We start from the raw sequence: 23,501 nt of genomic DNA on the forward strand, positions 1-23,501 counted from the left end.
ATGACGGGGCGCCGGGCGGCCCCCGCGGGCGGCTCCGTGAGCGCGGAGCCGGAAGACCGGGGGTGGGGACGGACGCGGATCCGCGCTGCGGTGCGGCCGCGGTCACGCCCGGGATCGGGGCGTCACGGCGGGCAGAGCGCGGCGCCGGGCGTCATGGGCTCGCGCACGCTGTTCTCCTGAGACAATCGGACCTTCGCCGGAGGCTTCATCGGCCCCGACACGGCGGTACGGGCAGCGGAACGCGGCCTCACCTCCGGCAACTCTACCCTGACGTTAGGGTAGAGATCGACTGAGGAGCGCCCGGACGGAGGGCGCTGCCCCAGGGGCGGCATCGGTGGGGACGATCCGGGAACGTACCGGGGACGAGAGAGGCCAGGGGCACCGGCGTGGACGGCAAGCACATGCAGATCGGCGAGGTCGCCGCACGGACCGAGCTCTCCCTGCGCACCATCCGTCATTACGAGGAGACCGGCCTCGTCGTCCCCTCCGCCCGGTCCCAGGGCGGGTTCCGCCTCTACACCGAGACCGATGTCGCCCGCCTCATGGTCATCCGGAGGATGAAGCCGCTCGGCTTCACCCTGGACCAGATGCGCGAACTGCTCGACGCCACCGACCGGCTCGACGGGGACGACCTGCTCGACACCGGCCGGCGCGAGGAGTTGCTGGCCCGGGTGCGCGGCTATCAGCAGGCCGCCGCCGAGCAGGTCGAGAAGCTCCGCGTCCAGCTCGCCCGGGCCGAGGACTTCGAAGCCACCCTCCGCGCCCGCTGGGACGGCGACGCCGCACCGTAGGAGGAGGCGGGGACCGTTGCCGTGTCTCCCGCTTCGAGCAGACCATCAAGTCCCGCGAAGAGGACAGGTACCGGTTGATGCGCACACCAGAGCTGACGGAAGCCCCCATCGAGGACGCGAGCAACATCCTGGTCGCACCTTCGGTGTCGCACGACGACGACGCGATCAGGAATTTCTTCGGTTCCGTCATCACGCCCGAGGAGCTCGCCTCCGGGGCGACCGACCTCGCCGGGAGGACCGTCTACCTGTGCGGTGACATATCCGCGCTCGGCGGCCGCCGCCTGCGCTCCGCCGCCCGGGTGTTCGTCGTCCGGGAGCTGTCGCACGGGTACCACGAGGACGTCGACGGGCCCTGGCCCCTCATCGGCATCGGCCGGGTCCCCCTCCGCGTCCATGGAGTCGGCGTGTACTACCGCCGCTTCTTCGGGCTCGACGCCGGTCATTTCGAAGGGATCCAAGCGGAACACGCGTTCCAGTCCCTGACGGAGTCCACCAAGCCCGGCACAGCGCATCGCAGCGGAATCTACCTGACGCCCGTCACACGGAACGGCGACGAACTGCGTTTCCGCCTGCTCCGGTGCTCCACGAACCTCTCGGGGCCGACGGAGGGCTTCCGCCCGACCGACACACGCATCGTCGAGGCGCTGAACCGCGAGGCGGCCACCGTCTTCCGGGACCATGCTCCGCTGAATCACGTCCTCGCCCAGATCTACCACAACACCCTTGCCACGGCGGAGCGCAAGCAGTCCAAGGCCAAGATCTCGGCCCACGCCGACAAGACCAAGGACATGCCCGTCAACGGCATCATGGCGTTCTGCACTTTCTACGACCGGCTCGACAGCCTGCGCCCGCTGGCCGATGACGCCTTCGACCACGGCGTGAGAGGCGTCAGCGGGCTGACCCGGCTCCGCTTCCGTCTCAAGGAGACGGCCGAAGAACGCGACGGGACCCCGCTCCCCTCGCGGTTCGACGTGACCCTCTATCCCGGCTCCGTGTTCTTCATGCCGCTGTCCACCAACCGCCTGTACACGCACGAGATCCGGCCCTCGGCGCTGGACGCCGGGTTGCTCCCGACCCGCCTGGGGTACGTGGTGCGCTGTTCGAGCACCGAAGCCGTGCACAGGGACGGCCACACGTTCCTCGAAGTGGACGGGGATCTGGTGAGGATGGAACCGCCCACACCGGCCGGGCTGGACGATCTGCGCAAGCTGTACGCCGAGGAGAACAGGACCTCGTCCTTCATCGACTACGGCGACGAACTCCTCTTCAGCATGAACACGGGAGACTACGTTGCCCCCCGGGTCTAGTTTTTCGGATGACATCCTCACGTACGATCTGCCGATCGAGACGAGTCCCTTCACGGAGCTGTCCGCATCGGCCCAGCTGGAAGAGCTGGGCAAGGGCCGGCGAGGCGCCGTGCTCACGAGGACGGACGAGGCGGGCGGTGTTCCGCTCGTCCGCACGACCACGCGGTACAGCAGCCCGACGCAGCGCTTCCGGGCCGTGCACGAACGGCTGGCGCGGCACATCCAGGAACGCGCGGCGCTTCCGGTCGGCTTCAACAACGCTCTCATCGAGAGCTACACGAACGCCTATACGAAAATGGGCAGCCATTCGGACCAGGCGCTCGATCTGGCCGACGATTCGTTCATCGCCGTCTTCTCCTGCTATCTGCGTCCCGAAGCGGGCCCTCCGAGAAAGCTGATCTTCGAATCGAAGGACTCCGGTGACGAGAAGTTCGAGATCCCGCTGAGCCACCACGGTGTCGTCGTGTTCTCCGTCGCCGCGAACAGACGGCTCAGGCACAGAATCGTGCTGGAGAATCCCTCCGGGGCGGCTGACAACCTCTGGCTGGGCGTGACGTTTCGGACGTCGAAGACCTTCGTCCTCCATCGCGACGGTCAGGCGCACCTCCCGCAGGGTGTGCGCCTCACGTCGGCCGACGAGGAGCAGAGGGGCGAGTTCTACCGGCTGCGACGCCGCGAGAACAGGGAAACGGACTTCGTCTACCCCTCGCTGACGTACACCGTCAGCGAGAGCGACCTGATGCCGCCCGTCTGACGCTTCGGCCCCGGCAGCCGGGACCTTCCCGCGGGCGTACAGGCTCCGGGTCATGGCGGCAGACGGGTCAGAGGGCGTTGGCGGAGTCGAGCAGGACGCCCTCGTAGGCGAGCCACTGGGCGAAGGCGTGCAGCCCGTGGCCCAGCGCCGTCGCCGGAGTCCAGGCGGGGACCCGAACGGCCTCGACCGGGTTACGCCACGGCGATGCGCCGTCCGACGCCGCCCGTACCGGCACAGGGCGCACGGAGTCGTGCACGGCTTGGGCCAACTCCACGGCCGTGCAGGGCTTCTCGGGCACGACCACGAGGTCGCGCCGGGCCGGCCGGGTGCGCAGGACGGCCTCGATCGCGTCCGCCAGGTCGTGGACGTAGACGGGGTGGACCTCGGCGTCGGGGTCGCCTTCGACGGTGACGGGGCGGCTGCGCAGCGCGTCCCACACCATGCGCCCGATCGGGGTGCGGTGCGAGCAGCCGGGGCCGTAGACCTCGCCGACGTCCAGCAGGTACGGGGCAGGAGCGTTCCGCGGACGGACGGTCACCTTCGCTTCGGCGGAGTGGAGCCGCGTCAGGTCGATCACGGCGTCGGAGCGCACGCCTCGGTCGGCCAGCCTGCGTACGAGATGCTCGCCGAGCGGGGTCGCCGCCCCGCGCCAGATCAGGCCGCCCTGCCGTCGGGCACGTGGGCGGCGCTCGGAAGCGGCCTCGCGCCCGGCCATGAGCGCCTGTCGCGCCACGTCGGCCAGCGGTGCGCGGCGCTCCGCGATGTGCTCCTCCGTGCTGGTGTTGCTGATGCCGCCGGGGCCGATCGTCGCGATCGCCTCCGCGTACGCCTCCGATGTCACGGGCGGTTCGGGCAGTCCCGCGCGGGCCGCCTCGAACCCCGTGGCGAGGGCCGTGAGCCAGGTGCCCCGGACGTCCGGGGCGACCTGGCTGTGGCCGGGCGGGCGCAGGAGAGCGGTCGGTAGTCCCACCCCTCGGAGGTACTGCTCCGCGTCCAGGTGCAGCCAGCGTTCGGGGCCCGGGCCCGTGACCCGGACCGCGCAGCGTGCGGCACCGTACTTGAAGAACGGGAGCACCGTCAGGCCGTCGAGGGTCCGGCCTTCCTCCCCGGCGCGGTCGCCCGGCAGGAAGCAGACCGAGCGGCGCGGGCCGCGGAAGGCGTTGCCGGAGATCGAGCCGCGGTCCTCGTGCTCCGTGAGGTTGGGGGCGGCGACGTAGCGCGGTACTCCCTCGGCCCGCAGGTAGCGGTGCATCAGGATGTCGTCGGGCCAGCCGCCGAGCCGTTCCCTGCCGTACCCGACGAAACCCTCGGCGACCGGGCGCGGCAGTACGATGGCCACGCACGGGAAGTACTCGTTGACGGCGCCGACCCAGCGGGCGCCCGCCAGTGTGCCGAACCGCACGGCCGCCCCGTTGCGGGAGTCCCAGAGCGCGAACAGGGCGAGCGCCGCGTCGGGGTGCTCCTCGATCGCGCCCCGGACCCGCTCGAAGAAGGATTCGGACAACCTCATGTCGTCCTGTACCACTAGTTGATGTGTGGCCCCTTCCTCGATCGCGGACCATGCGGCGAGCGCGGTGCGCAGGACTGAGGGGGTCCCGGTGGGATCGGGGTCCATGACGACCCTCATCAGCCCTGAAGGCGCGCTCAGGGCCAGTTCCTCGGCTGCCTCACGGCGCCTGGGATGCGTCATGACCACCGCGCTGAGTCGTTGACGTGCCATACGTCCTCCCTCGATCCGATCCGCCGGTCCCCGTCGGGCGTCCGTCCGGAACCCTCGCCCGGCGGCCGGATCCGGACAGTACGGAGGGTGTCGGCAGCCCGCAAGAGTGCCGAAATGGCCCCCTGGCAGACGGACGACGTGCCCGTGGATGCTTACCTGGCCCGCCGTGGTCCCCGACCGGTCGGCATGCCTCTCCCCCGATGCCCGAAAGGGGCTTTCATGCCCGCGTTACCCCGCTCGACCGCCACCACCACCGCTGCCACGGAGGAGACCGTCCGGTCCCGGCTCGACAAGCTCCGCGACGCCCGCGTCGTCGTGACCGGCGGGGGCGGCCTCGTCGGAAGCAGGCTGACCCGGCTCCTGCACGGGGCGGGGGCGGCCGTCACCGTCCTGGACCGTATGGACGCCTACCCCGAGTCCGGGCACGAGACCTTCGGGGTGGCGCGCGGTGGTGCCCGGCTCGTCGTCGGCGACGTGCGCGACGCCGACACCGTGGGCCGGCTGCTGCGCGAGGCCGACTTCGTGGTCCACGCGGCCGCCTACGCGGATGTGGCGGCCTGCACCCGCCGCCCGGACATCGCCTTCCGGGCCAATGTGGAAGGGACGCAGGTCGTCCTGGAGCAGGTGGCCCGGCACCCGGTCCGCCGGCTGGTCATGGTCTCCTCGGCCTCCGTATACGGGGATGGCGTGCCCTCCGCCGGGGGGCCGCAGGTGTTTCACGAGGACCAGCCGCTCCACCCGGTGTCCGTGTACGCCAACTCGAAGCTCTGGGCCGAGCACCAGACCCGGCTGATGCTCGGCGCCTCCAGCGGCTCCGAGTACGCGGTGGTGCGCTACTTCTCGGTGTACGGCGAGCCCCAGATCCCCAAGCCGGGCAGCCACTCCTGGATGGTGCCCTGGCTCTCCCTCCAGGCGCACCTGGGCCGTCCCATGAGGCTCAACGGAGGAGGGGACCAGGTCCGCGACCTCATCCACGTCGACGACGTCGCCGAGGCCACGGCGCTGGCCCTGATCGAGGAGGGGATGGCCGAGCAGACCGTCAACGTCGGTACGGGCCGGCCCACATCGGTCCGTGAGGTCGCCGACCTGATCGCCCCGTACTTCCCCGGCGCCCGGCAGATCGTCACCCCGCGGCCCGACGGGGACCCGCTCGGCGGCTACGCGTCGACCGAACGATCCCGCGAACTGCTGCGCTGGCAGGCGGGCATCGAGGTCCGGGAGGGTGTGGAACGGTATGTGCGGTGGCTGCTCGCCACGCCGGAGGCCATGCCGCGCTGGCTCGCCGACGCGGCCGGTGACGAGTGACGCGCACCGGCGGAACCGCGACGCGCGGAACGCGCGGAACGACGAGGAGGACCCGTACGAACATGAGTTACACCGGTTCATACATCTGGTCGTTGCGCCAGAAGGTCGGCTCCAGGACGCTGCTGGTGCCCGGCGCGCAGGTGCTGCTCCTCGACGCCGAGGGGCGGGGGCTGTTCCAGCAGCGGGCGGACAACGGGGTCTGGGAGCTCCCGGCCGGCGCGTGCGAGGAGGGCGGTGACTTCGCTGACGCCGCCGTGCGAGAGGTCGCCGAGGAGACCGGTCTGCGCGTGGAGAGGGAGGACCTGGTGGCGTTCGGGTCGCTCTCCGATCCCCGCGTGCACACCCTGACCTACCCGAACGGCGACGTGACCCACTGCTTCGCCCTCTGCTTCGTCACCCGACACTGGTCGGGAACACTGGCGCCCGGTGCCGACGAGGTGCGGCAGGCCCGGTTCCAGCCGCTCGACGCCCCGCTCCAGCCACTGCATCCGCCGACCGCGGTGGTGCTCTCCATGTACGAGAGGTTCCGCACCGAGGGGAGGTTCCAGGCCCGGTGAATGCCATGCACGCGATACGAGCGACGGTGCCGTGCCGGGCCTGCCTGTCCGGCGAGGACCTGGACTGGCTCGGCGGGGGCCGCTCGGTCAGCCTCGCGCTCGCCCTGATGACGACCGTGGAGGCGGGTCCCGGTCCCGCGCCGGAGGGCGAGGCCGCGGAGGGCTGGCCGCGGGAGGTGTGGGCGTTCCTGCGCGAACGGCTGCCCGGACTGCCCCTGCGGCCGCCGGCCGTCATCGTCCGCAGCCAGGCTCCGGCGGCGAGCGGACTTTCGTCCTCCACAGCTCAGATCGTGGCCCTGTTCCGGGCGTTCACCGACCGGGCGTTCACCGGTCGGCGCGTCGGTGACCACACGATCGCCCAGTGGGCGTACGAGTTCGAGTTCGCCGTGTTCCACGGCGGCGGCATGGACCATCTCGCCGTCGTCGAGGGCGGTGCCCTCCTCCTCGACGGCCGCGAGCGCGGGCTCCCGGCCGTGCGCGAGCGGCTGGAGTTCCCGGCCGAGTGGCGGGTCGTCGTCGTGGACTCCGGCACCCGTAAGGACACCCGGCACCACATTCGGGACGTACGGGCGCAGCTCGCGGCCGGCGATCCCTCGCTCGCCGCCTACCGGGCGGTGGCCGACGAGGCGTCGGAGCGCGTGTGGGGCGCGCTGCGAGACAGGGACCTGGTGGCGCTCGGGGCCGCGATGGTCCGCGCCCACGAGGCCATGCGGGACCACCAGCGGATGTCGACGCCCCTGCTGGAGGAGGTGCGGGCGGTCTCGCAGCGCGCTGCCGGCCTGCCGCTGAAGCTCAGTGGCGCCGGTGGAGGCGGTGCGCTGGTGGGCGTCTGCACGGCCGACGCGGCGGAGGAGACGGCGGCGCGGCTCGCACGGGCGCTGCGCGTCTCCCACCCGCAGGCCCGGGTGATTCCCGCGCCGGCGGCCCCGGGCACCGTCGGGGAACCGGTACCGGCCGGGAGCGGCCGAGGGGCGTCCGGCGGGTCAGGGCCGCACGCCTAGGAAGGCTCGTCATCGCCCTGCCGCCTGCCTGCCGGGCGGCAGGGCGATGGAGATTCCTGGGCCCTGCCGTCAAACTACCGTCTGCCGCGCGGCGCCATGCACGACAGGACCTAGAGGAACGGGTCGTAGTCCTCCGCGAGCGGGAGCTCGCCGGCTCCTCGGTCGATGCGCTCCAGCTCCAGGTTGGAGCGGTGGCGCGCGCAGTGGAACCGGCAGTCCCGGCTCGGGTCGATCATCCCGCGGTCCGAGTCCCGCCAGATGTCGGCGAGGTTGTCGGTGACGGCGTCGCCGATCCGGGCGAGCGGATTGCCCCGGTGGTAGGCGCAGACGTACACCCCGGAGGGGGTGACGAGGGTGCGGAGTTCGGAGACCCGGCAGCGGTCGTACTCCTTGGGCTGGACAGGACCCACGTGGTTGCGCAGGGCGGTGAGGGTGGAGGAGTTGACGAGCTGGAAGGTCTCGCTCTCCAGGCGGGCGGCCTCGGCAAGCTGCCGGTCGACGGATTCCACCACCGCCTCGGGGACCTGGACGATGTGGTGGTCGTCGTCGAACATGGCCTTGGTCTCGAAGTAGTCGCAGCCGATGTCGTGAGCGAGTTCGGCGGCGCGCAGCACCTCGTGGTGGTTGGTGACGGTCCGCCCGTCGGGTCCCCGCCGAGACATCACCAGGAAAGAGTAGCCCAGCGACCCGGTCTTCTCGGAAGCGAGCAGCCGCATGTTCTCCACGACCTTGTCGAAGACGCTGCGGCCCTTGCGGTCGGGCCGGAACAGACCGTAGGTCTCTGCGGTGCCGGCGTCCATGGAGACGCGGACCCAGGTGGCGTACCGGGCGAGTTCGGTGAGGTTCTGCCGGATCATGGTGCCGTTGGTGACGACTCCTATGGACAGGCCCGCTTCGCCGAGTATGCGTAAGACGCCACGCGTACCGCGATGGGCCAGGGGCTCCCCGCCGCCGATGAGGACCACGCCCCGTACGGACATGGCGACGAGTTCCTCGGCGAGGTCGGCGAGCCGTTCGGGGGTGAACCGGCCCTGGTTGAGGAGCTTTCCACTGATGCACTCCGGGCAGGCCAGGTCGCAGAACGTGGTCGGGTCGAGGTCCACGACAAGCGGAGCGCTGGAGGGCTTGCCGGTGGCGGCCTCAAGCACCCGGGGCCAGTCCGTGGGCTGGTACAGCTTGGAGACGAGGTCGAGGCGGTTGTGGGTCACAGGGTTCTCCTCTGTGGTGAACAGGGTTGTGCCGACAGGTCGTTCCGGTACCGGGCAGGCGTGCTTCAACCCTTGACCGCTCCGGAGGCGATTCCTGCGGCGATCTTGCGATGAACGGCCAGAAAGAACACGACGACGGGCAGGGCGGTGAGCGTGGCACCCGCCATCAGCCCTCCGTAGTCGGTGCCGAAACTGGTCTGGAAGGAGACCAGCCAGATGCTGAGGGTCTGCTTCTCCGGGGTGGAGAGCAGCACGTAGACGAGGACGTACTCGTTCCATGCCTGGACCATCGCGAAGACGGAGGTGGCGACGAGCCCGGGGGCCAGGAGCGGCAGGACGACGCGGACGAACGCGCTGATCCGGCCGCAGCCGTCGACCATCGCGGCCTCTTCGAGCTCCACCGGGATCGTGGCGATGAAGCCGTGCAGCATCCACACGGTGAACGGCAGGGTGAAGACGAGGTAGACGAGGATCACGCCGCCGAGGCTGTCGGTGAGACCGGCCTCGTTGAGAAGGAGGTAGACGGGGATCACCAAGGCGGCGAGGGGGATCATCTGAACGGTGAGGATCACGACGATGAACGCCTTGCGTCCGGCGAAGCGGAAGCGGGCGAGGGCGAACGCGGCGAGGGAACCCACCACCAAGGAGACGAGGACGGTTCCGAGACCGATGACCGCACTGGAGCGGACGTTGGCCCAGAAGGTCTCGGTGCTCATCGCGCGGGTGAAGTTGGCGAGGGTGGGGCTGCTCGGCCAGAACTCGGGCGGAAGGCCGAGGATCTCGCTCGCCGGCCGGAACGCGGTGAGGACCATCCAGTAGACGGGGAAGCCGAGGACCGCGGCCACGAGGAGCGTGAGGAGATCGTAGCGGCGACGGTGCCGAGGGCTTTTCCTGTGCCTGCGTCCCGGGCTCACTCGGTCTCTCCCAGTTTCATCATCTGTCGCAGGTAGACCACGGCGCCGGCGAGCATCAGGACGACGGTGACCAGGGCGATGGCGGCACCGACGCTGTAGCGGTTGACGGCGAAGGACTCGATGAAGGCGTGCACGCCGAGCAGGTAGTACTCGCGCTCGGGCTGACCGCCGCGCATCAGCCAGATCTGGTTGAAGACGCCGAAGTCCCAGATCGCCATGAGGGTCGTGACCATCACGAAGAGCGGCTTGACCACGGGGAAGGTGACGTAGCGGAAGACCTGGAACGGGCGGGCTCCGTCGATGAGGGCGGACTCCTCCAACTCCGGCGGAACCTGGGCGAGCGCCGCGTGCAGACTGATCGCGGCGAAGGGCAGCGCGCCCCAGACGACCACCCCGGTGATCACGGCGAACCCCTGCCACGGGTCGGTGAACCAGTTGTGCCGGGCGAGGTCGATCCCGGGCAGGGCCGAGAGCGACCAGTTCACGACGCCGTAGTCGGCGTCGAAGAGCCAGCGGAACACGGCTGCCGCGACCATCACGGGCATCGCCCACACGGCGACGAGCACCCCGGCGAGGACCGCCCGGGCCCACGGCGCTGCCCGCCGCATCAGCAGGGCGATGAGGAGGGCGCACCCCATGGTGAGGGTCACGCAGACGACGGTGAACAGTGCCGTGCGGCCTGCCACGGTCCAGAAGAACCGGTCGCCGAGGATCGTGCGGAACTGGTCGAGACCGGCCCAGGGCGGGGTCTCGCCGCTGAACAGTTCCTTGCGCGTCATGTCCTGGAAGGCCAGCGTGACCATGTCGACCAACGGGTAGCCGAGAACGACGACGAGCGCGAGCAGGGCGGGGGCGATCAGGAGGTAGGGAAGGACGGGGCGCGGTGAGCGCCGGACCGGATCAGCGCTCATTGATCACGGCGTCGATCCTGCGGTCGGCCTCGCGCGCGGCGTCCTGGACGGACGCTTTTCCGGTGGCGATGCGTTCCAGCATCTCGGGCAGGATGTTGGATTTCTCCACCGAGGTCCAGCCGGGAGCGAGGGGCGTGACCCAGCCGCGGGCGGCGGCCTGGGCGGCCGGGCCGTTGATGCCTCCGGCGGCCACTTCGCCGAGTTGGACGGTGTTGTTGGGCAGCGTGTTGGCGGCGATGAGCTGCTGCTGCGACTCCCGGTCGGTGAAGAGGCGGATCCAGTCGGCGGCCAGTTCCTGGTTCCGCGACTTGGCGGGTACGGCCAAGGTGGAGCCGCCGAGGAACGGCGGAAGCAGCTCTCCGGACGGGCCGGGGAAGGGGAAGGTGGCGAACTTGCCCTTGAGGTGCGGATCGCCGCCGGAGCGGGCGTCGGCGGCGGCCTCCGCCTCCCAGGTGTTGCCGTAGAAGACGCCGACCTTGCCCTGACCGACGACCGCCGGCTGGTCGCCGTTGTCCTTCGCCCGGTCGCCGACGTAGTAGTCGTCCAGGAGCTTCTTCCAGGCGGTGAGCCCCTTGACGGATTTCGGTGAGGAGAGGTCGCCGTGCCACTGTCCGTCCTTCTCGACCGCCATCTCACCGCCGACGTCCTTGACGAATCCCATGGCCGCGTACCAGTAGCGGCCGGGCATGTAGAGGGCGGAGAAGCTGGGGTCCTTGGTGCCGTACTCCTTCTTGAGCCGGTCGAGGGCGGCGATCAGCTCGGGGTACGTGCGCGGGGCGGCGGTCACACCGGCGCGCTGGAAGTAGTCGGTGCGGTAGACGCCGACGCGCGCTCCCACGTAGTACGGCACGCAGTACGTCTTGCCGTCGAGCCGACAGGCGTCGGCGAGCGCCGGAAGCCACTGTCCGGACTGGTCGAAGGTCTTCGGGTCCACCGTGGTGAAGGTGTCGTTGACGATGTAGTTGGTGGTCTCGCTGTTCCCCATCTCCACCACGTCGGGCGCGTCGCGGCCCGCGAGGACGGCGTCGAGCTTCTGGTTCTTCGTCGTCCACTGCTGGTACTGGACATCGACCTCCACACCGGGGTGCTTCTCCGTGAACCGGGTGTTGGCGGAGGCGACCAGCTCCGGCCAGCTCTCGCGCGCGTCCACCATCAGCCACACCGTCAGCCTGCCGTCGTCCTCGGCCCGTTCACCCGACCTGTCCTGTCCGCCGGAGCCGCATCCCATCGCCGTGACGAGCAGCATGGCCCCCAGGGCCACGGATCGGCGAGATCGGGTCAGTGCCATGAATTCCTCCGGACGTGGTGCGTCAGGGCGTACCGGGCTTCGGCGACGGTCTTCTCACTACCCCGTTGATCGCGTTGCTCAGCGGCGGCACGGAGTTTCGGCCGGAAGGCGACGGTGGGCGTCCGCCTGGAGAGTGCGGCACATACCCGCTGCGCTGCGCGGATGCCGTTCGCGGCCGGAACGGCGGCGGACGCACTCAGGCCACGCTGACGCGAACGACACGGTAGGTAGCGGGGGGACTCTTGACGGTCATGGCTCCGTACCCGCAGTTTGGGCCACTGCGGCACCCATGATCCCGATCGAAGGGCTTGTACGTGACCGAGCAGAGGACGACCACCCCCGCCGAATCCCCCAGCCCCGTGCGGGTCAACTCCTGGAACGGCTGGGACCCGCTGCGCCATGTGATCGTCGGCCGCGCGGAGGGCACGGTGGTGCAGGCCCCCGAACACGCGGTGCGCCGCTCCTACCCGGACGACGGCTTTCCCCTGGGGACGTACGGGCCCATGCCGGCGGACATGGTCGCCGAGGCCGAGCAGCAACTCGACGACTTCTCCGACATGCTGCGGCGGCGGGGCATCCGCGTGGATCGCCCCACCCCCATCGACTTCTCCCGTGAGGTGTCCACGCCGGAGTGGGCGCACGAGTCGATGTTCGGCTGCATGCCGCCCCGGGACCTGCTGCTGACGGTCGGCAACGAGGTCCTCGAAGCGACCATGTCGTACCGCAGCCGCTGGTTCGAGTACCTCTGCTACCGGCCGGTGCTCCAGGAGCTCTTCGATCACGACCAGCGGATGCGCTGGGAGGCGGCGCCCAAGCCGCGGCTCACGGACGCCTCGTACAACACCGGTTTCTGGGACACGTACAACGACCTCCCGACGGAGGAACAGCTGGCCCGGGTCCGCGACTACGACCTGGTTCTCACCGAGGCCGAGCCGCTCTTCGACGCCGCCGACGTGGCGCGTTTCGGCAAGGACCTCTTCGTGCAGCTGTCGTTCGTCACCAACAGGAGCGGTTACGACTGGCTGCGCCGTCACTTCCCCGACCACCGGGTGCACGCGGTGACCTCGACCAACACCCACCCGCTGCACATCGACGCGACCTGGGTGCCGCTGCGTCCCGGGCTGGTGCTGCACTGCGGTGAGCGGCTCGCGGACGCCGAGCTGATGGAGTTCTTCAAGCTCAACGACTGGGAGATCGTCGAGGCCGTCCAGCCGGCCAGCTGGGACCATCCGCCGAAGCTGTCGTTCTGCAGCCCGTGGCTCGCCGGGAACATGCTGAACCTCGACGAGAACACGCTGTGCGTCGAGGAGAACGAGGTGCGTCTCGCCGAGCAGCTGTCCTCGTACGGCTTCGAGATCGTGCAGGTGCCCTTCCGGGCGGTCGGGCCGTTCGGCGGCGGTCTGCACTGTGCGACCGTCGACATCGAACGGGACGGCGACCTTCAGGACTACTTCCCCCGCCGGTACGGCCGGTTCTAGGGGGCTCGCGTGACGGTGGTACCGGACGGGATCGAAGCGGTCGTCTTCGACTTCTACGGGACGCTCGTTCGGATGGTCCAGCCGCTGCCGCCCGATCATCGCGGCATCTTCGTACGCCGCGGCCTCGCCGCCCAGGGCGAACTCTGGGGAGACCAGTGGTCGGTGGGCCCGGGAGAGGGCGTGGAGCACGCGGCGCAGTCGGCCGACGAGGTCGCGTACGTGACGTGGGAACGCGACCGGCTGAGCCGCCGCGCACGGGCCTGTGGCGTGCCGGAGTCGGAGCTCGACGGCCTGGTCACCGAGCTGGACCAAGCGATGAAGGCGGTCAGGCTCGACCTGTACGCGGACGTGCCCGGAGCGCTCGCCGCGCTCCGGGCACGGGGCCTGCTCGTCGGGGTGTGCTCCAACTGGTTCTGGAACCTGGAGGAGTGCGTCGCGGAGGTCGGGCTCGCCGGGGCCGTCGACGTGGTGGTGGGCTCCGCGCGCACGGGCGCCCGCAAGCCGCATCCGCTGATCTACCGGGCGCTGCTCGACCGGTGCGCGCTGCCGGCGGAGCGGGTGCTGTTCGTCGGGGACATGTGGGCGCCCGACGTGCTCGGTCCGCTGGCGGCGGGCATGCGGGCGGTGCATCTGCACCGTCCCGACCGGGCGGTCGAGGGTGCCGCGCCGCCCCTGCCGGAGCGGGCGGCGCGGATCTCCGGCCTGCGGGAGCTCATCGCGACGGGCGAGCCCGGGCATCTCGATGGCGGAGTCGGTCGAGGAGGTTTCGGGTGACGCGGACGACGGCCGGATCCTGTTCGTGCCCGCAGACCACGGGCCAGTCCGTGGTGCCCGCGGTGAAGACGGTGCCGCCCGCGGTGTAGATGCCCATGGTGGCGGCCCGCGGGCTGGAGATGGCCTTCTCCCGCACAACGGCGTTCCAGTGCCCCCACTTGAAATGATGGAAATCCTCGTGCACCGGTTCGAGGACGTGAATTCCGAGAATGAGGAAGGATTCCGGAGTTCCGTCCTCCCCGGTCGCGTGGGCTGTTCCGTCCGCGTCGTAGGAGAACGCGGCGCCGTCGCATTCATATCCGATGAGGGGTGTTCCGGCCCCCAGGCGGTCCGCTTCTCCGCCGCCGGATCCGTCGCGCAGGCCGGTACCTTCGTAGATCCAGTGGTCGGCGTGCTGCACGGTGTACCCAACTCGGGGCCGGTCTCCGGGCCACTCGGTGGCGGGCCACATTCCACCGTTGCGGAAACTCACACCGGTGAGCGCGTTCTCCGGAATTCCGACACCGTCGGGCGCCGGCGCCCACCATTGGTCGGTCGCGGGAAGGTGGGGGTACTCCTCACCCACATGATGGTCGGTGTCGGACACAAAAGCCGTGTTGTCGTCCGTCGGATGCACGCGCCACCAGCAGGTGTTGGCGCTGAGGAAGGCGATGTTTCCGCCGTCGCGGACGAATCGTTCCGCCTGGTCACGCATCGCGGTGCTCCAGTACTCGTCGTGCCCGACGCTGAGGAGGAGGTCGTACGAGGAGAGCAGTCCGGGGTCCTCGTGCAGATCCAGGTCGGTGCAGTACTCGACGGGATACCCGTGGCGGTCGAGCCAGGCGATGAAGGGGGCGTCCCAGTACGCGAGATCGATGACGCCGCCGGGGCGGTGGAAGCTGACCTGGTGGCCTCGGGGCGCGTCACCGGAGCCCGCGCGGTGGACGGGGTGGTCGTAGAGGCTGATGGCGCGTTCCAGGCCGGGCCGGTCGGAGCGGTTGTAGGCGTGCCGCGTGAAGGTGGACTTCTTGTAGAGGACGCGGGAGTGGCCGCCGGCTATGCGGGGGCGCACGATGAAGAACTCCCGCCCGTGCCCTTCGAGGTGTTCCGCGTCGAGCGGGGGCGGATTTCCTGCGCGGCCCGGGCCGCATTCGACGAATTCGACCAGGTGGATTCCCGGCTGCCAGCCCTCCGGTACGGCATGGGAGAGCGGCGGCCAGTTCCAGTCCTCGGCGGGCGAGGCGCGGCCGGTCAGCCCATCGGGGTGGTCGGGCGGGGCGTGTTCGGCACCCGGGTGCTCCCCGGTTTCTCCCACGAGTACGAGCTCCCTGCCGAGCCGGTAGAAACGGAGACGGAATCGGGGGGCATCGGTCGAGACATGGACCGTTAACGCGTCGCCGACAGTGATGCTTTCACGTCCGAGATAGCCTTCTATCATGGCGCTCATGCTAGGCAGCCGTCAGACGGCCGACAACGGCACCTTCAACCAGCCATTCATGCTCGGTTTTCGGACACCGAGGGTGGGCCCGGAATTCCCGTCCCGACTTCCGGGTAGTGCGGCATCCGATATGGACGCAGGACCGTCCACCGATCGGTGAGGGGCTCGCATGAGCGGTGCATTCCGCGGTGAATTCCGCGTACGGGAACTGGTATTGGGGATCGAGGGACTCGCGCTGCTGCGCCATGCGGTCGACGGGGACGAGGCGTTCCTGAAGGAGCGGGTGGCGGAGATACGCCGCTTCGCCCAGGCGGACCTCACGGAGTCGGGGGAGGGAGAACTGCCGGACGGCGGGGCCCTGGTCAGCGAGCTCGACGCGGCGGCGGGCTACGCGTCCTGGTCAGCGGTGTACGACTCGCTTCCCAGCTCCTACATCGAGGTGGAGGAGCCGGCCGTCCACGCGATCCTCGACGGTCTCGCGCCGGGAGTGGCACTCGACGCCGCCTGCGGTACCGGCAGACAGACCCGCGCCCTGGCCGCGCGCGGCCACCGGGTCATCGGCGTGGACCAGTCACCGGAGATGCTGGCGAAGGCACGCGAGCACACTCCGGAGGCCGACTTCCGGGTGGGGCGCCTGGAGCGGCTGCCGCTGGAGGACGACTCCGTCGACCTCGCGGTCTGCTCGCTGGCCATGACGCACCTTGCGGACCTTGCCCCGGGCGTGGCGGAGCTGGCACGGGTGGTCCGGCCGGGCGGCCGGATCGTCGTCACGGACATGCATCCGTTCGTGATCGCCCTCCAGGGACAGTGCCTCTTCGTCCGCGACTCCGAGGAGCTCGCGTTCGTACGCAACCACGTCCATCTGCCCGGCACCTACCTGGAGGCGTTCGGACGGGCCGGGCTCCGGGTGCTCGGCTGCCGGGAGCCCCTGTTCAACGGGCGGCTGGCACCCGGAGGTTACGAGGAGTTCATCGCGGACGCGGCCCGCGCCGCCTGGACCGGTCTGCCGATCGTCGTCGTCTGGGACGTCGAGGTCCCCGCCTAGAGAGAAGTCCCGATGACCCTGGCACTGGTACGTCACTCGGAGCGGCCCGAGCTGTGGGACCGCATCCCCGAGCGGTTCGCGGGTGTGGTGCCCGAGTACAACCTGCACGGAGACATCAACGGCGACTACTGGAACCGGCTGTTCGAGGACTTCCCGGAGTTCCAGTTCGTCCTGTACGACGACGAGCGCGACGTGATCGCGGGCGCGGGCCGTTCGCTGCCCCGCACCTGGGACGGCACCACGGCCGACCTGGGACCGGGCCTCGACGACTCGATCGCGCGGGCCTTCGCCGACCGCGACGCCGGACGCGCCCCGGGGGCGCTCTGCGCGCTCGGCATCGAGGTCGCCGAGGACCACCAGGGCCGCGGCCTGTCCAAGGTGCTGCTCGACGCGATGGCGGAGACCGCGCGGAACGCCGGGCTCCCGACGGTCCTCGTGCCGGTGCGGCCCACGTGGAAGGACCGCTATCCGCTGGTCCCGATCGAGCGGTACGCGGCGTGGACCCGGGACGACGGCACCCCGTTCGACCCATGGATCCGGACCCAGGTGAGCGCGGGCGGCACGGTCGCGGCGGCGTCCGCGCAATCCTCCCGGATCACGGGAACCGTCGTCGAGTGGGAGGGCTGGACGGGTCTCGCCTTCCCCGAGGACGGCGAGTACGTCTTCCCCGGCGGACTCGCCCCGCTCCGCGTGGACCGGGCGCGGGACGTGGCCGCCTACTGGGAGCCGGGGGTGTGGATCACGCACCGGGCCTGAGGGCTGCCCCCGCGTGGATCGCGGTCCACGCGAACGCGGCCATGGTGCGGACCTCGTCCGGACCCGCCTCCGGGCGGCGTTCCGGCGGGAGTCCGGCGAGCCCGGCGGTGGCGACGGCGGAACGCCGCAGCCGGTCGCGCACGTCGACGGGTATCTCGCCCCGTGCCGGGCCGAGGCGCCGGGAGACGTGGGCCGCCTGCCGGCCGAGCAGCAGGCAGTGGGTCCACAGCTCCTCCGCGAACCCGCCGCCGAAGGTTCGGGCCACCTCCGCCGCGAGATCCGGCGGCAGGTGCGCCTGTCGTGCGGCGAGCACAGCCCCCTCCGTGAGTCCGGTCGCGGGCAGGGCATCGCGCCAGCGGTGGTGGCCGCGGCCACCGTCGGGGCCGTGCTCCTGCCCGACCAGCCGGATATAGCCCTCTCCGTACCGCATGTACGGGATCCAGCCCGGCTCCTCCAGGACGCTGCCCCTGCTCAGCAGGAGGTCGGCGTCGGCGGCGGGGGTGGGGCAGGCCGCACGGCGAATTCCCTGGGCGGCGTGGCCGTTGATACTGCTGGTGCCGATGTGCTCGACGATGTTCGGTACGGCGAGCAGGCTCATGCGGCCGCGCCCGCGGAAGAAGACGGAGAGCAGCTCGTCGTCGTGGCGTTCGGCGCTCTCGCGGGCGTCCGCCCGGAAGTCGGCGGCCGTCCGGGCCGGAAGGCAGACGCCCAGGGACGGCGTGAACTCGTCCGGCACCGCCCGGACCCAGGAGGCGCCCGCGAGGGCGGCCAGCCGGGCGGCGGAGCCGTTGCGTGCGTGCCAGTTGGTGTAGAACACCAGTGCCTCGTCGGGGAACCGGGCGGCGGCCCGTGCGACGATCTCCAGGAGCTCGACGGGGGCGTCGACGTCGTCCTGGACGACGAGGTGGTGGCTGGCCTCGGGGGCCACGGCCGACCACGCGACCAGGGCGGTGCGCAGCGCGGAAGGCGGGCCGTTCGGGTCCGGGTCGATCGCCAGGCCGTCGAGGCGTAGCCGGGCTGCGAGGTGCTGGGCTTGGGCGAGACGTACGGGATGCGTCATGACGGACGAACTCACGAGAATGTTGCTCACGTCGGGCACGCTGCGCTCCTCAGCAGAGGTGGTCGCCGGACATCGTCGCAAAGCCTGGGCGAACAGGCGGGACGCACCGCGAGTTTGGCCGGATCAGTGACGGTGGCCGGTGCCCCAGTGGGAACGGGCGCGAGGTTCGCCGTCGGTGGAGTACCGCACGGCGTGATGACCGCGGGGGCCGGGAGCGTCTTCGCTGTCCGCGTCCGCACCGGTGTCCGGAACCCGGCGGCCGCGAAGGAGCAGCGTCGCGGCGACGAGCCAGCACAGCCCGAGGACGACATCGGCGTAGACGGCGAGAGCGAGCGGCACCGTGGCGGCGCCATGCACGGTGGTCGCCGCGAGGGCTGAGAGGCCGGCTCCGATCGCGAGCAGCGGGTACCGCAGCCTTCGACGCACTGTGAGCACCTCTCGTCGGTTGTTCCGCTTCCGAGAAGTGAACGGCAGACGACCGCGTTCTGTGACGGGCGGTTCCGGTCACATTGGCAGGGCAACGATGGGGCCTCCACCGGGCCCGGAGAGATTTCCCCCCATGTGCACCGAACGGAGACATCCGGCTCCCCGGTCGCGCACCCGTCGCCTCACCGCCGCACGCGCGGCATCCCCAGCCCGATCCACGAGATGATCTCCCGCTGGATCTCGTTGTTGCCGCCGCCGAAGGTGAAGATCACGGCCGACCGGTAGCCGCGTTCCAGTTCGCCGTGGAGCACGGCGCCGGCCGAGCCCTCCTTCAGCGCGCCCGCGGAGCCGACGATCTCCATCAGCCAGGCGTAGGCGTCCCGGCGGGCCTCGGAGCCGTAGACCTTGACCGCCGAGGCGTCCTGGGGGGTGAGGGTGCCGTCCTGGAGGGCCGCGACCATCTGCCAGTTGAGCAGTTTCATCGCGTCGAGGCGGGTGTGGGTGCGGGCGAGCAGGGCGCGCACCCAGCCGAGGTCGATGACCCTGCGGCCGTCGGCGAGCTCGGTGCCGGCGGCCCAGCGCTGGACGTTGTGCAGGGCGCGGACCGCCATCGTGCCGTGGGCGGCGAGGGTGACGCGTTCGTGGTTGAGCTGGTTGGTGATGAGCCGCCAGCCCTCGTTCTCCTCGCCGACGCGGCGGGACACCGGGACCCGGATGTTCTCGTAGTAGCTCGCGGTCGTGTCGTGCGAGGCGAGGGTGGTGATCAGGGTGCAGGAGTAGCCCGGGTCGCTCGTGGGGACGAGGAGCATGGTGATGCCCTTGTGGGGCGGGGCGTCGGCGTCGGTGCGCACGGCGAGCCAGACCCAGTCGGCGGTGTCGCCGTTGGTGGTCCAGATCTTCTGTCCGTCGACGACGTACTCGTCCCCGTCGCGGACGGCGCGGGTCTTGAGAGCCGCGAGGTCGGTGCCGGCGTCCGGTTCGCTGTAGCCGATCGCGAAGTCGATCTCCCCGGCCAGGATGCCGGGCAGGAAGTGGGCCTTCTGCTCGTCGGTGCCGAACCGCATGATCGTGGGGCCGACGGTGTTCAGGGCCATCAGCGGCAGCGGTACGCCGGCCTGGGCGGCCTCGTCGAAGAAGATGAACTGTTCCATCGGACTGAGTCCCCGGCCCCCGTACTCCTTCGGCCAGCCGACCCCCAGCCAGCCGTCGGCGCCGAGTCTGCGGACCGTGTCGCGGTAGAAGCGCTTCTGGGCGGCGGGCTCCGCGTAGCGGGCGTAGGCGTTGTCGGGCACCAGGGCCGTGAAGTAGGTGCGCAGTTCGGTACGCAGCCGCTGCTGCTCAGGCCTGTATGCGAGGTGCACGGCCCCTCCAGAGTCTCGCTTCGGCGTCGTGGCGTGTGCGGCGGCGCACACAGTAGAACGTGTTGCAAGAATCCGGAAGGGCCGGCGGGCGTCCGGCGGGCGAAAGGCCCGGCGGTCAGCGCTTGACGGCGCGCAGCACCACGAATTTCGGGTCGCCCGCGAACGTGGTGCAGTTCCCGAAGATCCGGCGCAGATGGGTGTGGTACGAGAGGTGCCGGTTTCCCACGACCCAGAGCTCGCCGCCCTGGCGCAGGGCGGTGCGGGCCCCGGCGAACATCGTGCGGGCCGTCGCGTCGGTCGTGGCCATGTGCGAGTGGAAGGGCGGGTTGTTCAGCACCAGGTCCACGCTGCCCGGGTCGAGGTCGCCGAGACCGTCGCCGACCAGGAAGTCGGCCTTCGCACCGTCGGGCGCGCCGGCCCGGAAGGTCTCCTCGGCGGAGGCGACCGCCCCGTAGGACTCGTCGACGAAGGTGAGGTGCGCGTCGGGGTTGGCGAGGGCGGCGGAGAGCCCGAGGACCCCGTTGCCGCAGCCCAGGTCGACGACCCGGACCGCCCCGGACCGGGTGGGCAGGTGCTTCAGGAAGAAGCGGGTGCCGATGTCGAGGCGCTCCGCGCAGAAGATCCCCGCGTGGTTGACGGCGGTCAGGCCGGCGACCGGGCCCACGTCGGCGGGCAGCTCGTAGCGGTAAGGCCACGGGCTCGGCGTACGCGGCAGAGCGGGGTCCGGAGTGCAGAAGATGAGCCGTGCCTTGCGCACCGCGAGGGAGGTGCGGGTCGGGCCGATGATCCGCTCGAAGAGCTTGAGCGTGGAGGTGTGGATCTCCTTGACCATGCCGGTGCCGATGATCACGGTGCCGGAGTGGACGGAGGGGGCGATCCGGTGGAGCTGGTCCTCCAGGAACGCCAGGGACTTGGGCACCCGGACGATCAGGACGTCGATCCGGTCCGGCGGGGTGTCGCGCGAGGACAGCAGCCGGACCGCGTCCTGGTCGATGCCGTTCCTGGCGAGGTTGGCGAGGGTCGCGCGCCGGGCCAGGTAGGAGTCGCTGACCTGGACCGGCCGGTGCCCGGCCAGCGCGGTGGCGAGCGCCCCCCACCGGTCCCCCACGACCGCGACCGTCCCCGAGAGGTCGACCGGGCCCGTCTCGGGGTCCGTCAGCTGCCGGAGCAGGTATTCGTCGGCGGCGTCCCACGCGCGGAAGGGGTCGCGCGGGTGCTCGGGGAAGCGGGCGAGCTCGAAAGCGCCCTGTGAGGTCGTCAAACGGTTCATATGTCACTCAGGCTAACCGAGGGAACCGAGGCGCGCCCCACACGCTCCCCGGCGCCCCGGCCGCATCCACCTCGGCGTACGGCTCCGCGCACCCGCCCCCGGGCGTCCCCAGGGGCCCGCCGGGCCGTCAGGGCAGTTGTTTGTCGATGGCCGACCGCCCCTCGGCGGCCAGCTTGCGCCGCGCCCATTCCAAGGTCTCCGGCGTCAGGTCCCGCCCCGAGGCGAGCACCAGATCCTCCGCGCTCGGCCGGTCGCTCGCGCCTGTGTGCAGAAGCCGGTCGGGCGTGATGCCCTCCGGCCCGGACACGGCCGCGGATACGGTTTCGGGCTCTTCGCTCATGCCGCCTCCTCGTCCTTGCGGCAATTCTCGCCCCGCGCCGACGCGGCCGCATCCGAGGAGCGCGCGCCCGTTACCCGGGAGGGTGAATCAGCCCTTGGGGGGCCCGGGGAGTGGGCAGGAGAAGGAGGTCGTTGCCCCATTCTCCGAGGCGGTGCCCATGCTCCACGGTGTCGACGTCAGCGCCTATCAGCCCTCCTACGACACGGACGGACTCGACTTCGTCATCATCAAGTCCACCGAAGGCCGCACCTACGTCAATCCGCGCCTGAACGCGCAGGTGAAGCGGGCCAGGGACGCCGAGTGCGTCGTCGGCTTCTACCACTTCCTCTGGCCGGGGGACGTGGCGGACCAGGTGACGTACTTCCTGAGCAAGACCCCGGAGAAGGCGGGCGATCTGCTCGCGGTCGACTGGGAACAGACCGGCGGCGGGACGCGGGCGAGCAACGCGGACAAGGACCGGTTCATCCGCGCGGTGAAGCGGGAACGGCCCGACCACCGGGTCCTGTTGTACTGCAACCGCTCCTTCTGGCTCAACCACGACACCACCGGCTACGCGGGCGACGGGCTGTGGATCGCCGACTACGGCACCGCGGGCAAGCCCCGCATCGAGGCGGAGTGGCGCATTCACCAGTACACCGACGACCCCCTCGACCGGAACGTGGCCGACTTCGGCTCGGTCCGCGCCCTGCGCGACTGGGCGGCCGGCCGGTAGGGCCCGGCCGGGGAGGGCGGACACCCCGCTCGCCCCGCGCACCCCGTACGCCCCCGGTGGCCCTGGGCCACCGGGGGCGTACGGCGTTCCGACGGCTTCCGGCAGATCAATTCTTGACCTGCACATGATAGGTACACGCTGTTCACACGTGGGGCACGGTGCGTGTGCGAGGCTCCCGCCTGACCACCTACCGCACGGCCGTCACGCGGGCACCCCACCCCGGGTCCTCGTCGCGACGCCCGCGTTCCGGAGAGGACACCCCACATGTCCCGTCGTCACTCGTTCTACGCGCGTCCACTGCTCGCCGCGGTGGCGGCCGTCACCGTGCTCGCCGGCACTGCTGCGGCGGCCCCGTCGGACGCCGCGCCCGGCCGTTCCACCGCCACCGCCGCGACCCTCGACGACACCTACTACCAGGACGCGCTCGGCAAGACCGGAGCCGAGCTGAAGTCCGCCCTGCACACGATCATCAGCGACCAGACCAAACTCTCCTACAGCCAGGTGTGGAACGCGCTCAAGGCCACCGACGAGGATCCCGCCGACTCCTCCAACGTCGTCCTGCTGTACACCGGGCGCTCCCAGTCCAAGAACGACAACGGCGGCAACGTGGGCCAGTGGAACCGGGAGCACGTCTGGGCCAAGTCGCACGGCGACTTCGGCACCGCGACGGGCCCGGGCACCGACGTCCACCACCTGCGTCCCACCGACGTCCAGGTCAACTCCACGCGCGGGAACAAGGACTTCGACAACGGCGGGAGCGAACTGGGCGACGCGCCGGGCAACTTCACCGACGGCGACTCCTTCGAACCGCGCGACGAGGTCAAGGGCGACGTCGCCCGCATGATCCTCTACATGGCGGTGCGCTACGAGGGCGACGACTCCTTCGCCGACCTCGAACCCAACGACCAGGTGAACAACGGGTCCGCGCCGAAGATGGGCAAGCTGTCCGTCCTGAAGCAGTGGAGCCAGGAGGACCCGCCGGACACCTTCGAGAAGCGCCGCAACGACGTCATATTCGACCAGTTCCAGCACAACCGGAACCCGTTCATAGACCACCCGGAGTGGGTCGGCGCCATCTGGTAGTCCGGCCCACCGGGCGGTACGGC

Annotated in this window: 23 protein-coding genes; 12 read left to right on the forward strand and 11 right to left on the reverse strand. The window is 70.6% G+C overall.

Annotated features, from left to right (window positions below):
* Nucleotides 1-386 precede the first annotated feature (386 nt).
* The 3 genes from D581_RS0106800 to D581_RS0106810 all read left to right on the forward strand — a co-directional run bounded on the left by D581_RS0106800 (nucleotide 387) and on the right by D581_RS0106810 (nucleotide 2,852).
* Nucleotides 387-791 (forward strand): MerR family transcriptional regulator, encoded by a 405-nt coding sequence (locus D581_RS0106800; RefSeq protein WP_018956476.1) that lies wholly within the window; start codon nucleotides 387-389, stop codon nucleotides 789-791.
* Between the two features lie 77 nt (nucleotides 792-868).
* A complete protein-coding gene (locus D581_RS0106805; RefSeq protein ID WP_018956477.1) occupies nucleotides 869-2,098 on the forward strand; it encodes a hypothetical protein in 1,230 nt (409 codons plus the stop codon).
* Nucleotides 2,082-2,852, forward strand: coding sequence for an alpha-ketoglutarate-dependent dioxygenase AlkB (locus tag D581_RS0106810; protein ID WP_018956478.1), 771 nt, complete (start codon nucleotides 2,082-2,084; stop codon nucleotides 2,850-2,852). Before D581_RS0106805 ends, D581_RS0106810 begins: the two co-directional genes overlap by 17 nt.
* Before the next feature lie 67 nt (nucleotides 2,853-2,919).
* On the opposite strand, the gene D581_RS1000000138920 is transcribed toward D581_RS0106810, so the two are convergent.
* The gene (locus tag D581_RS1000000138920) at nucleotides 2,920-4,572 is read right to left on the reverse strand and encodes a hypothetical protein (protein WP_158688581.1); all 1,653 of its coding nucleotides are present in this window, start codon (nucleotides 4,570-4,572) and stop codon (nucleotides 2,920-2,922) included.
* Nucleotides 4,573-4,791: 219 nt separating this feature from the next.
* Here D581_RS1000000138920 and D581_RS0106820 point away from each other — a divergent pair, with 219 nt between their 5' ends.
* The 3 genes from D581_RS0106820 to D581_RS01000000136955 all read left to right on the forward strand — a co-directional run bounded on the left by D581_RS0106820 (nucleotide 4,792) and on the right by D581_RS01000000136955 (nucleotide 7,435).
* Entirely contained in the window at nucleotides 4,792-5,877 is a 1,086-nt protein-coding gene (locus D581_RS0106820) for an NAD-dependent epimerase/dehydratase family protein (protein ID WP_018956480.1), read from the forward strand.
* A gap of 62 nt (nucleotides 5,878-5,939) precedes the next feature.
* The gene (locus D581_RS01000000136950; RefSeq protein ID WP_018956481.1) at nucleotides 5,940-6,434 is read left to right on the forward strand and encodes an NUDIX domain-containing protein; all 495 of its coding nucleotides are present in this window, start codon (nucleotides 5,940-5,942) and stop codon (nucleotides 6,432-6,434) included.
* A gap of 5 nt (nucleotides 6,435-6,439) precedes the next feature.
* Nucleotides 6,440-7,435 (forward strand): mevalonate kinase family protein, encoded by a 996-nt coding sequence (locus D581_RS01000000136955; RefSeq protein WP_018956482.1) that lies wholly within the window; start codon nucleotides 6,440-6,442, stop codon nucleotides 7,433-7,435.
* A 110-nt stretch (nucleotides 7,436-7,545) separates the two neighbouring features.
* Here the strand turns inward: D581_RS01000000136955 and D581_RS0106835 are convergent, their stop codons facing one another.
* The 4 genes from D581_RS0106835 to D581_RS0106850 all read right to left on the reverse strand — a co-directional run bounded on the left by D581_RS0106835 (nucleotide 7,546) and on the right by D581_RS0106850 (nucleotide 11,756).
* Nucleotides 7,546-8,643, reverse strand: coding sequence for a radical SAM protein (locus D581_RS0106835; protein ID WP_018956483.1), 1,098 nt, complete (start codon nucleotides 8,641-8,643; stop codon nucleotides 7,546-7,548).
* A gap of 65 nt (nucleotides 8,644-8,708) precedes the next feature.
* Nucleotides 8,709-9,488, reverse strand: a complete 780-nt coding sequence (locus tag D581_RS0106840) for a carbohydrate ABC transporter permease (RefSeq protein ID WP_018956484.1) — start codon at nucleotides 9,486-9,488, stop codon at nucleotides 8,709-8,711.
* Nucleotides 9,489-9,553: 65 nt separating this feature from the next.
* Nucleotides 9,554-10,468, reverse strand: coding sequence for a carbohydrate ABC transporter permease (locus D581_RS0106845; protein WP_018956485.1), 915 nt, complete (start codon nucleotides 10,466-10,468; stop codon nucleotides 9,554-9,556).
* A complete protein-coding gene (locus D581_RS0106850) occupies nucleotides 10,458-11,756 on the reverse strand; it encodes an extracellular solute-binding protein (RefSeq protein ID WP_051114550.1) in 1,299 nt (432 codons plus the stop codon). The genes D581_RS0106845 and D581_RS0106850 overlap by 11 nt, the downstream gene beginning before the upstream one ends.
* A gap of 314 nt (nucleotides 11,757-12,070) precedes the next feature.
* Between D581_RS0106850 and D581_RS0106855 the strand changes: the two genes are divergently transcribed.
* Both D581_RS0106855 and D581_RS0106860 read left to right on the forward strand, forming a co-directional pair.
* Nucleotides 12,071-13,234, forward strand: coding sequence for a serine/threonine protein kinase (locus tag D581_RS0106855; protein WP_078625689.1), 1,164 nt, complete (start codon nucleotides 12,071-12,073; stop codon nucleotides 13,232-13,234).
* A 9-nt stretch (nucleotides 13,235-13,243) separates the two neighbouring features.
* Complete coding sequence (locus D581_RS0106860; protein WP_018956488.1) at nucleotides 13,244-14,008, forward strand: HAD family hydrolase; 765 nt, start codon at nucleotides 13,244-13,246, stop codon at nucleotides 14,006-14,008.
* On the opposite strand, the gene D581_RS01000000136960 is transcribed toward D581_RS0106860, so the two are convergent.
* Nucleotides 13,947-15,302 (reverse strand): N,N-dimethylformamidase beta subunit family domain-containing protein, encoded by a 1,356-nt coding sequence (locus D581_RS01000000136960; RefSeq protein ID WP_486585811.1) that lies wholly within the window; start codon nucleotides 15,300-15,302, stop codon nucleotides 13,947-13,949. The genes D581_RS0106860 and D581_RS01000000136960 overlap by 62 nt on opposite strands.
* Nucleotides 15,303-15,594: 292 nt before the next feature.
* Between D581_RS01000000136960 and D581_RS0106870 the strand changes: the two genes are divergently transcribed.
* Together D581_RS0106870 and D581_RS0106875 are read left to right on the forward strand one after the other, a co-directional pair.
* Entirely contained in the window at nucleotides 15,595-16,470 is an 876-nt protein-coding gene (locus D581_RS0106870; RefSeq protein WP_051114551.1) for a class I SAM-dependent methyltransferase, read from the forward strand.
* 12 nt (nucleotides 16,471-16,482) lie between these two features.
* Nucleotides 16,483-17,226 carry a GNAT family N-acetyltransferase gene (locus tag D581_RS0106875; RefSeq protein WP_018956492.1) on the forward strand — a complete coding sequence of 248 codons (744 nt, stop codon included), beginning with the start codon at nucleotides 16,483-16,485 and terminating at the stop codon, nucleotides 17,224-17,226.
* Here D581_RS0106875 and D581_RS0106880 read toward each other — a convergent pair.
* From D581_RS0106880 to D581_RS0106900, 5 genes are all read right to left on the reverse strand, one after another.
* Entirely contained in the window at nucleotides 17,210-18,316 is a 1,107-nt protein-coding gene (locus D581_RS0106880) for a hypothetical protein (protein WP_158688582.1), read from the reverse strand. The two genes, D581_RS0106875 and D581_RS0106880, sit on opposite strands and share 17 nt — an antisense overlap.
* Before the next feature lie 93 nt (nucleotides 18,317-18,409).
* Entirely contained in the window at nucleotides 18,410-18,712 is a 303-nt protein-coding gene (locus tag D581_RS0106885) for a hypothetical protein (RefSeq protein ID WP_018956494.1), read from the reverse strand.
* A gap of 182 nt (nucleotides 18,713-18,894) precedes the next feature.
* A complete protein-coding gene (locus D581_RS0106890; RefSeq protein WP_018956495.1) occupies nucleotides 18,895-20,073 on the reverse strand; it encodes an acyl-CoA dehydrogenase family protein in 1,179 nt (392 codons plus the stop codon).
* 115 nt (nucleotides 20,074-20,188) lie between these two features.
* Entirely contained in the window at nucleotides 20,189-21,343 is a 1,155-nt protein-coding gene (locus D581_RS0106895) for a methyltransferase (RefSeq protein WP_018956496.1), read from the reverse strand.
* Nucleotides 21,344-21,470: 127 nt separating this feature from the next.
* Nucleotides 21,471-21,683, reverse strand: coding sequence for a hypothetical protein (locus tag D581_RS0106900; protein WP_018956497.1), 213 nt, complete (start codon nucleotides 21,681-21,683; stop codon nucleotides 21,471-21,473).
* A gap of 157 nt (nucleotides 21,684-21,840) precedes the next feature.
* On the opposite strand from D581_RS0106900, the gene D581_RS0106905 reads away from it, so the two are divergent.
* A complete protein-coding gene (locus D581_RS0106905; RefSeq protein WP_018956498.1) occupies nucleotides 21,841-22,395 on the forward strand; it encodes a GH25 family lysozyme in 555 nt (184 codons plus the stop codon).
* Nucleotides 22,396-22,659: 264 nt separating this feature from the next.
* A complete protein-coding gene (locus D581_RS0106910) occupies nucleotides 22,660-23,478 on the forward strand; it encodes an endonuclease (RefSeq protein WP_018956499.1) in 819 nt (272 codons plus the stop codon).
* The last annotated feature ends 23 nt before the right edge of the window (nucleotides 23,479-23,501 follow it).

The organism is Streptomyces sp. CNB091 (assembly GCF_000377965.1).

Bases quoted from the DNA above. Each gene is read 5' to 3' on its own strand.
- D581_RS0106845 (WP_018956485.1), bottom strand. From the start codon at position 10,468: ATGAGCGCTGATCCGGTCCGGCGCTCACCGCGCCCCGTCCTTCCCTAC.
- D581_RS0106900 (WP_018956497.1), bottom strand. From the start codon at position 21,683: ATGAGCGAAGAGCCCGAAACCGTATCCGCGGCCGTGTCCGGGCCGGAG.
- D581_RS0106805 (WP_018956477.1), top strand. From the start codon at position 869: ATGCGCACACCAGAGCTGACGGAAGCCCCCATCGAGGACGCGAGCAAC.
- D581_RS01000000136950 (WP_018956481.1), top strand. From the start codon at position 5,940: ATGAGTTACACCGGTTCATACATCTGGTCGTTGCGCCAGAAGGTCGGC.
- D581_RS0106870 (WP_051114551.1), top strand. From the start codon at position 15,595: ATGAGCGGTGCATTCCGCGGTGAATTCCGCGTACGGGAACTGGTATTG.
- D581_RS01000000136955 (WP_018956482.1), top strand. From the start codon at position 6,440: ATGCACGCGATACGAGCGACGGTGCCGTGCCGGGCCTGCCTGTCCGGC.
- D581_RS0106905 (WP_018956498.1), top strand. From the start codon at position 21,841: ATGCTCCACGGTGTCGACGTCAGCGCCTATCAGCCCTCCTACGACACG.
- D581_RS0106875 (WP_018956492.1), top strand. From the start codon at position 16,483: ATGACCCTGGCACTGGTACGTCACTCGGAGCGGCCCGAGCTGTGGGAC.
- D581_RS1000000138920 (WP_158688581.1), bottom strand. From the start codon at position 4,572: ATGGCACGTCAACGACTCAGCGCGGTGGTCATGACGCATCCCAGGCGC.
- D581_RS0106910 (WP_018956499.1), top strand. From the start codon at position 22,660: ATGTCCCGTCGTCACTCGTTCTACGCGCGTCCACTGCTCGCCGCGGTG.
- D581_RS0106850 (WP_051114550.1), bottom strand. From the start codon at position 11,756: ATGGCACTGACCCGATCTCGCCGATCCGTGGCCCTGGGGGCCATGCTG.
- D581_RS0106820 (WP_018956480.1), top strand. From the start codon at position 4,792: ATGCCCGCGTTACCCCGCTCGACCGCCACCACCACCGCTGCCACGGAG.
- D581_RS0106895 (WP_018956496.1), bottom strand. From the start codon at position 21,343: ATGAACCGTTTGACGACCTCACAGGGCGCTTTCGAGCTCGCCCGCTTC.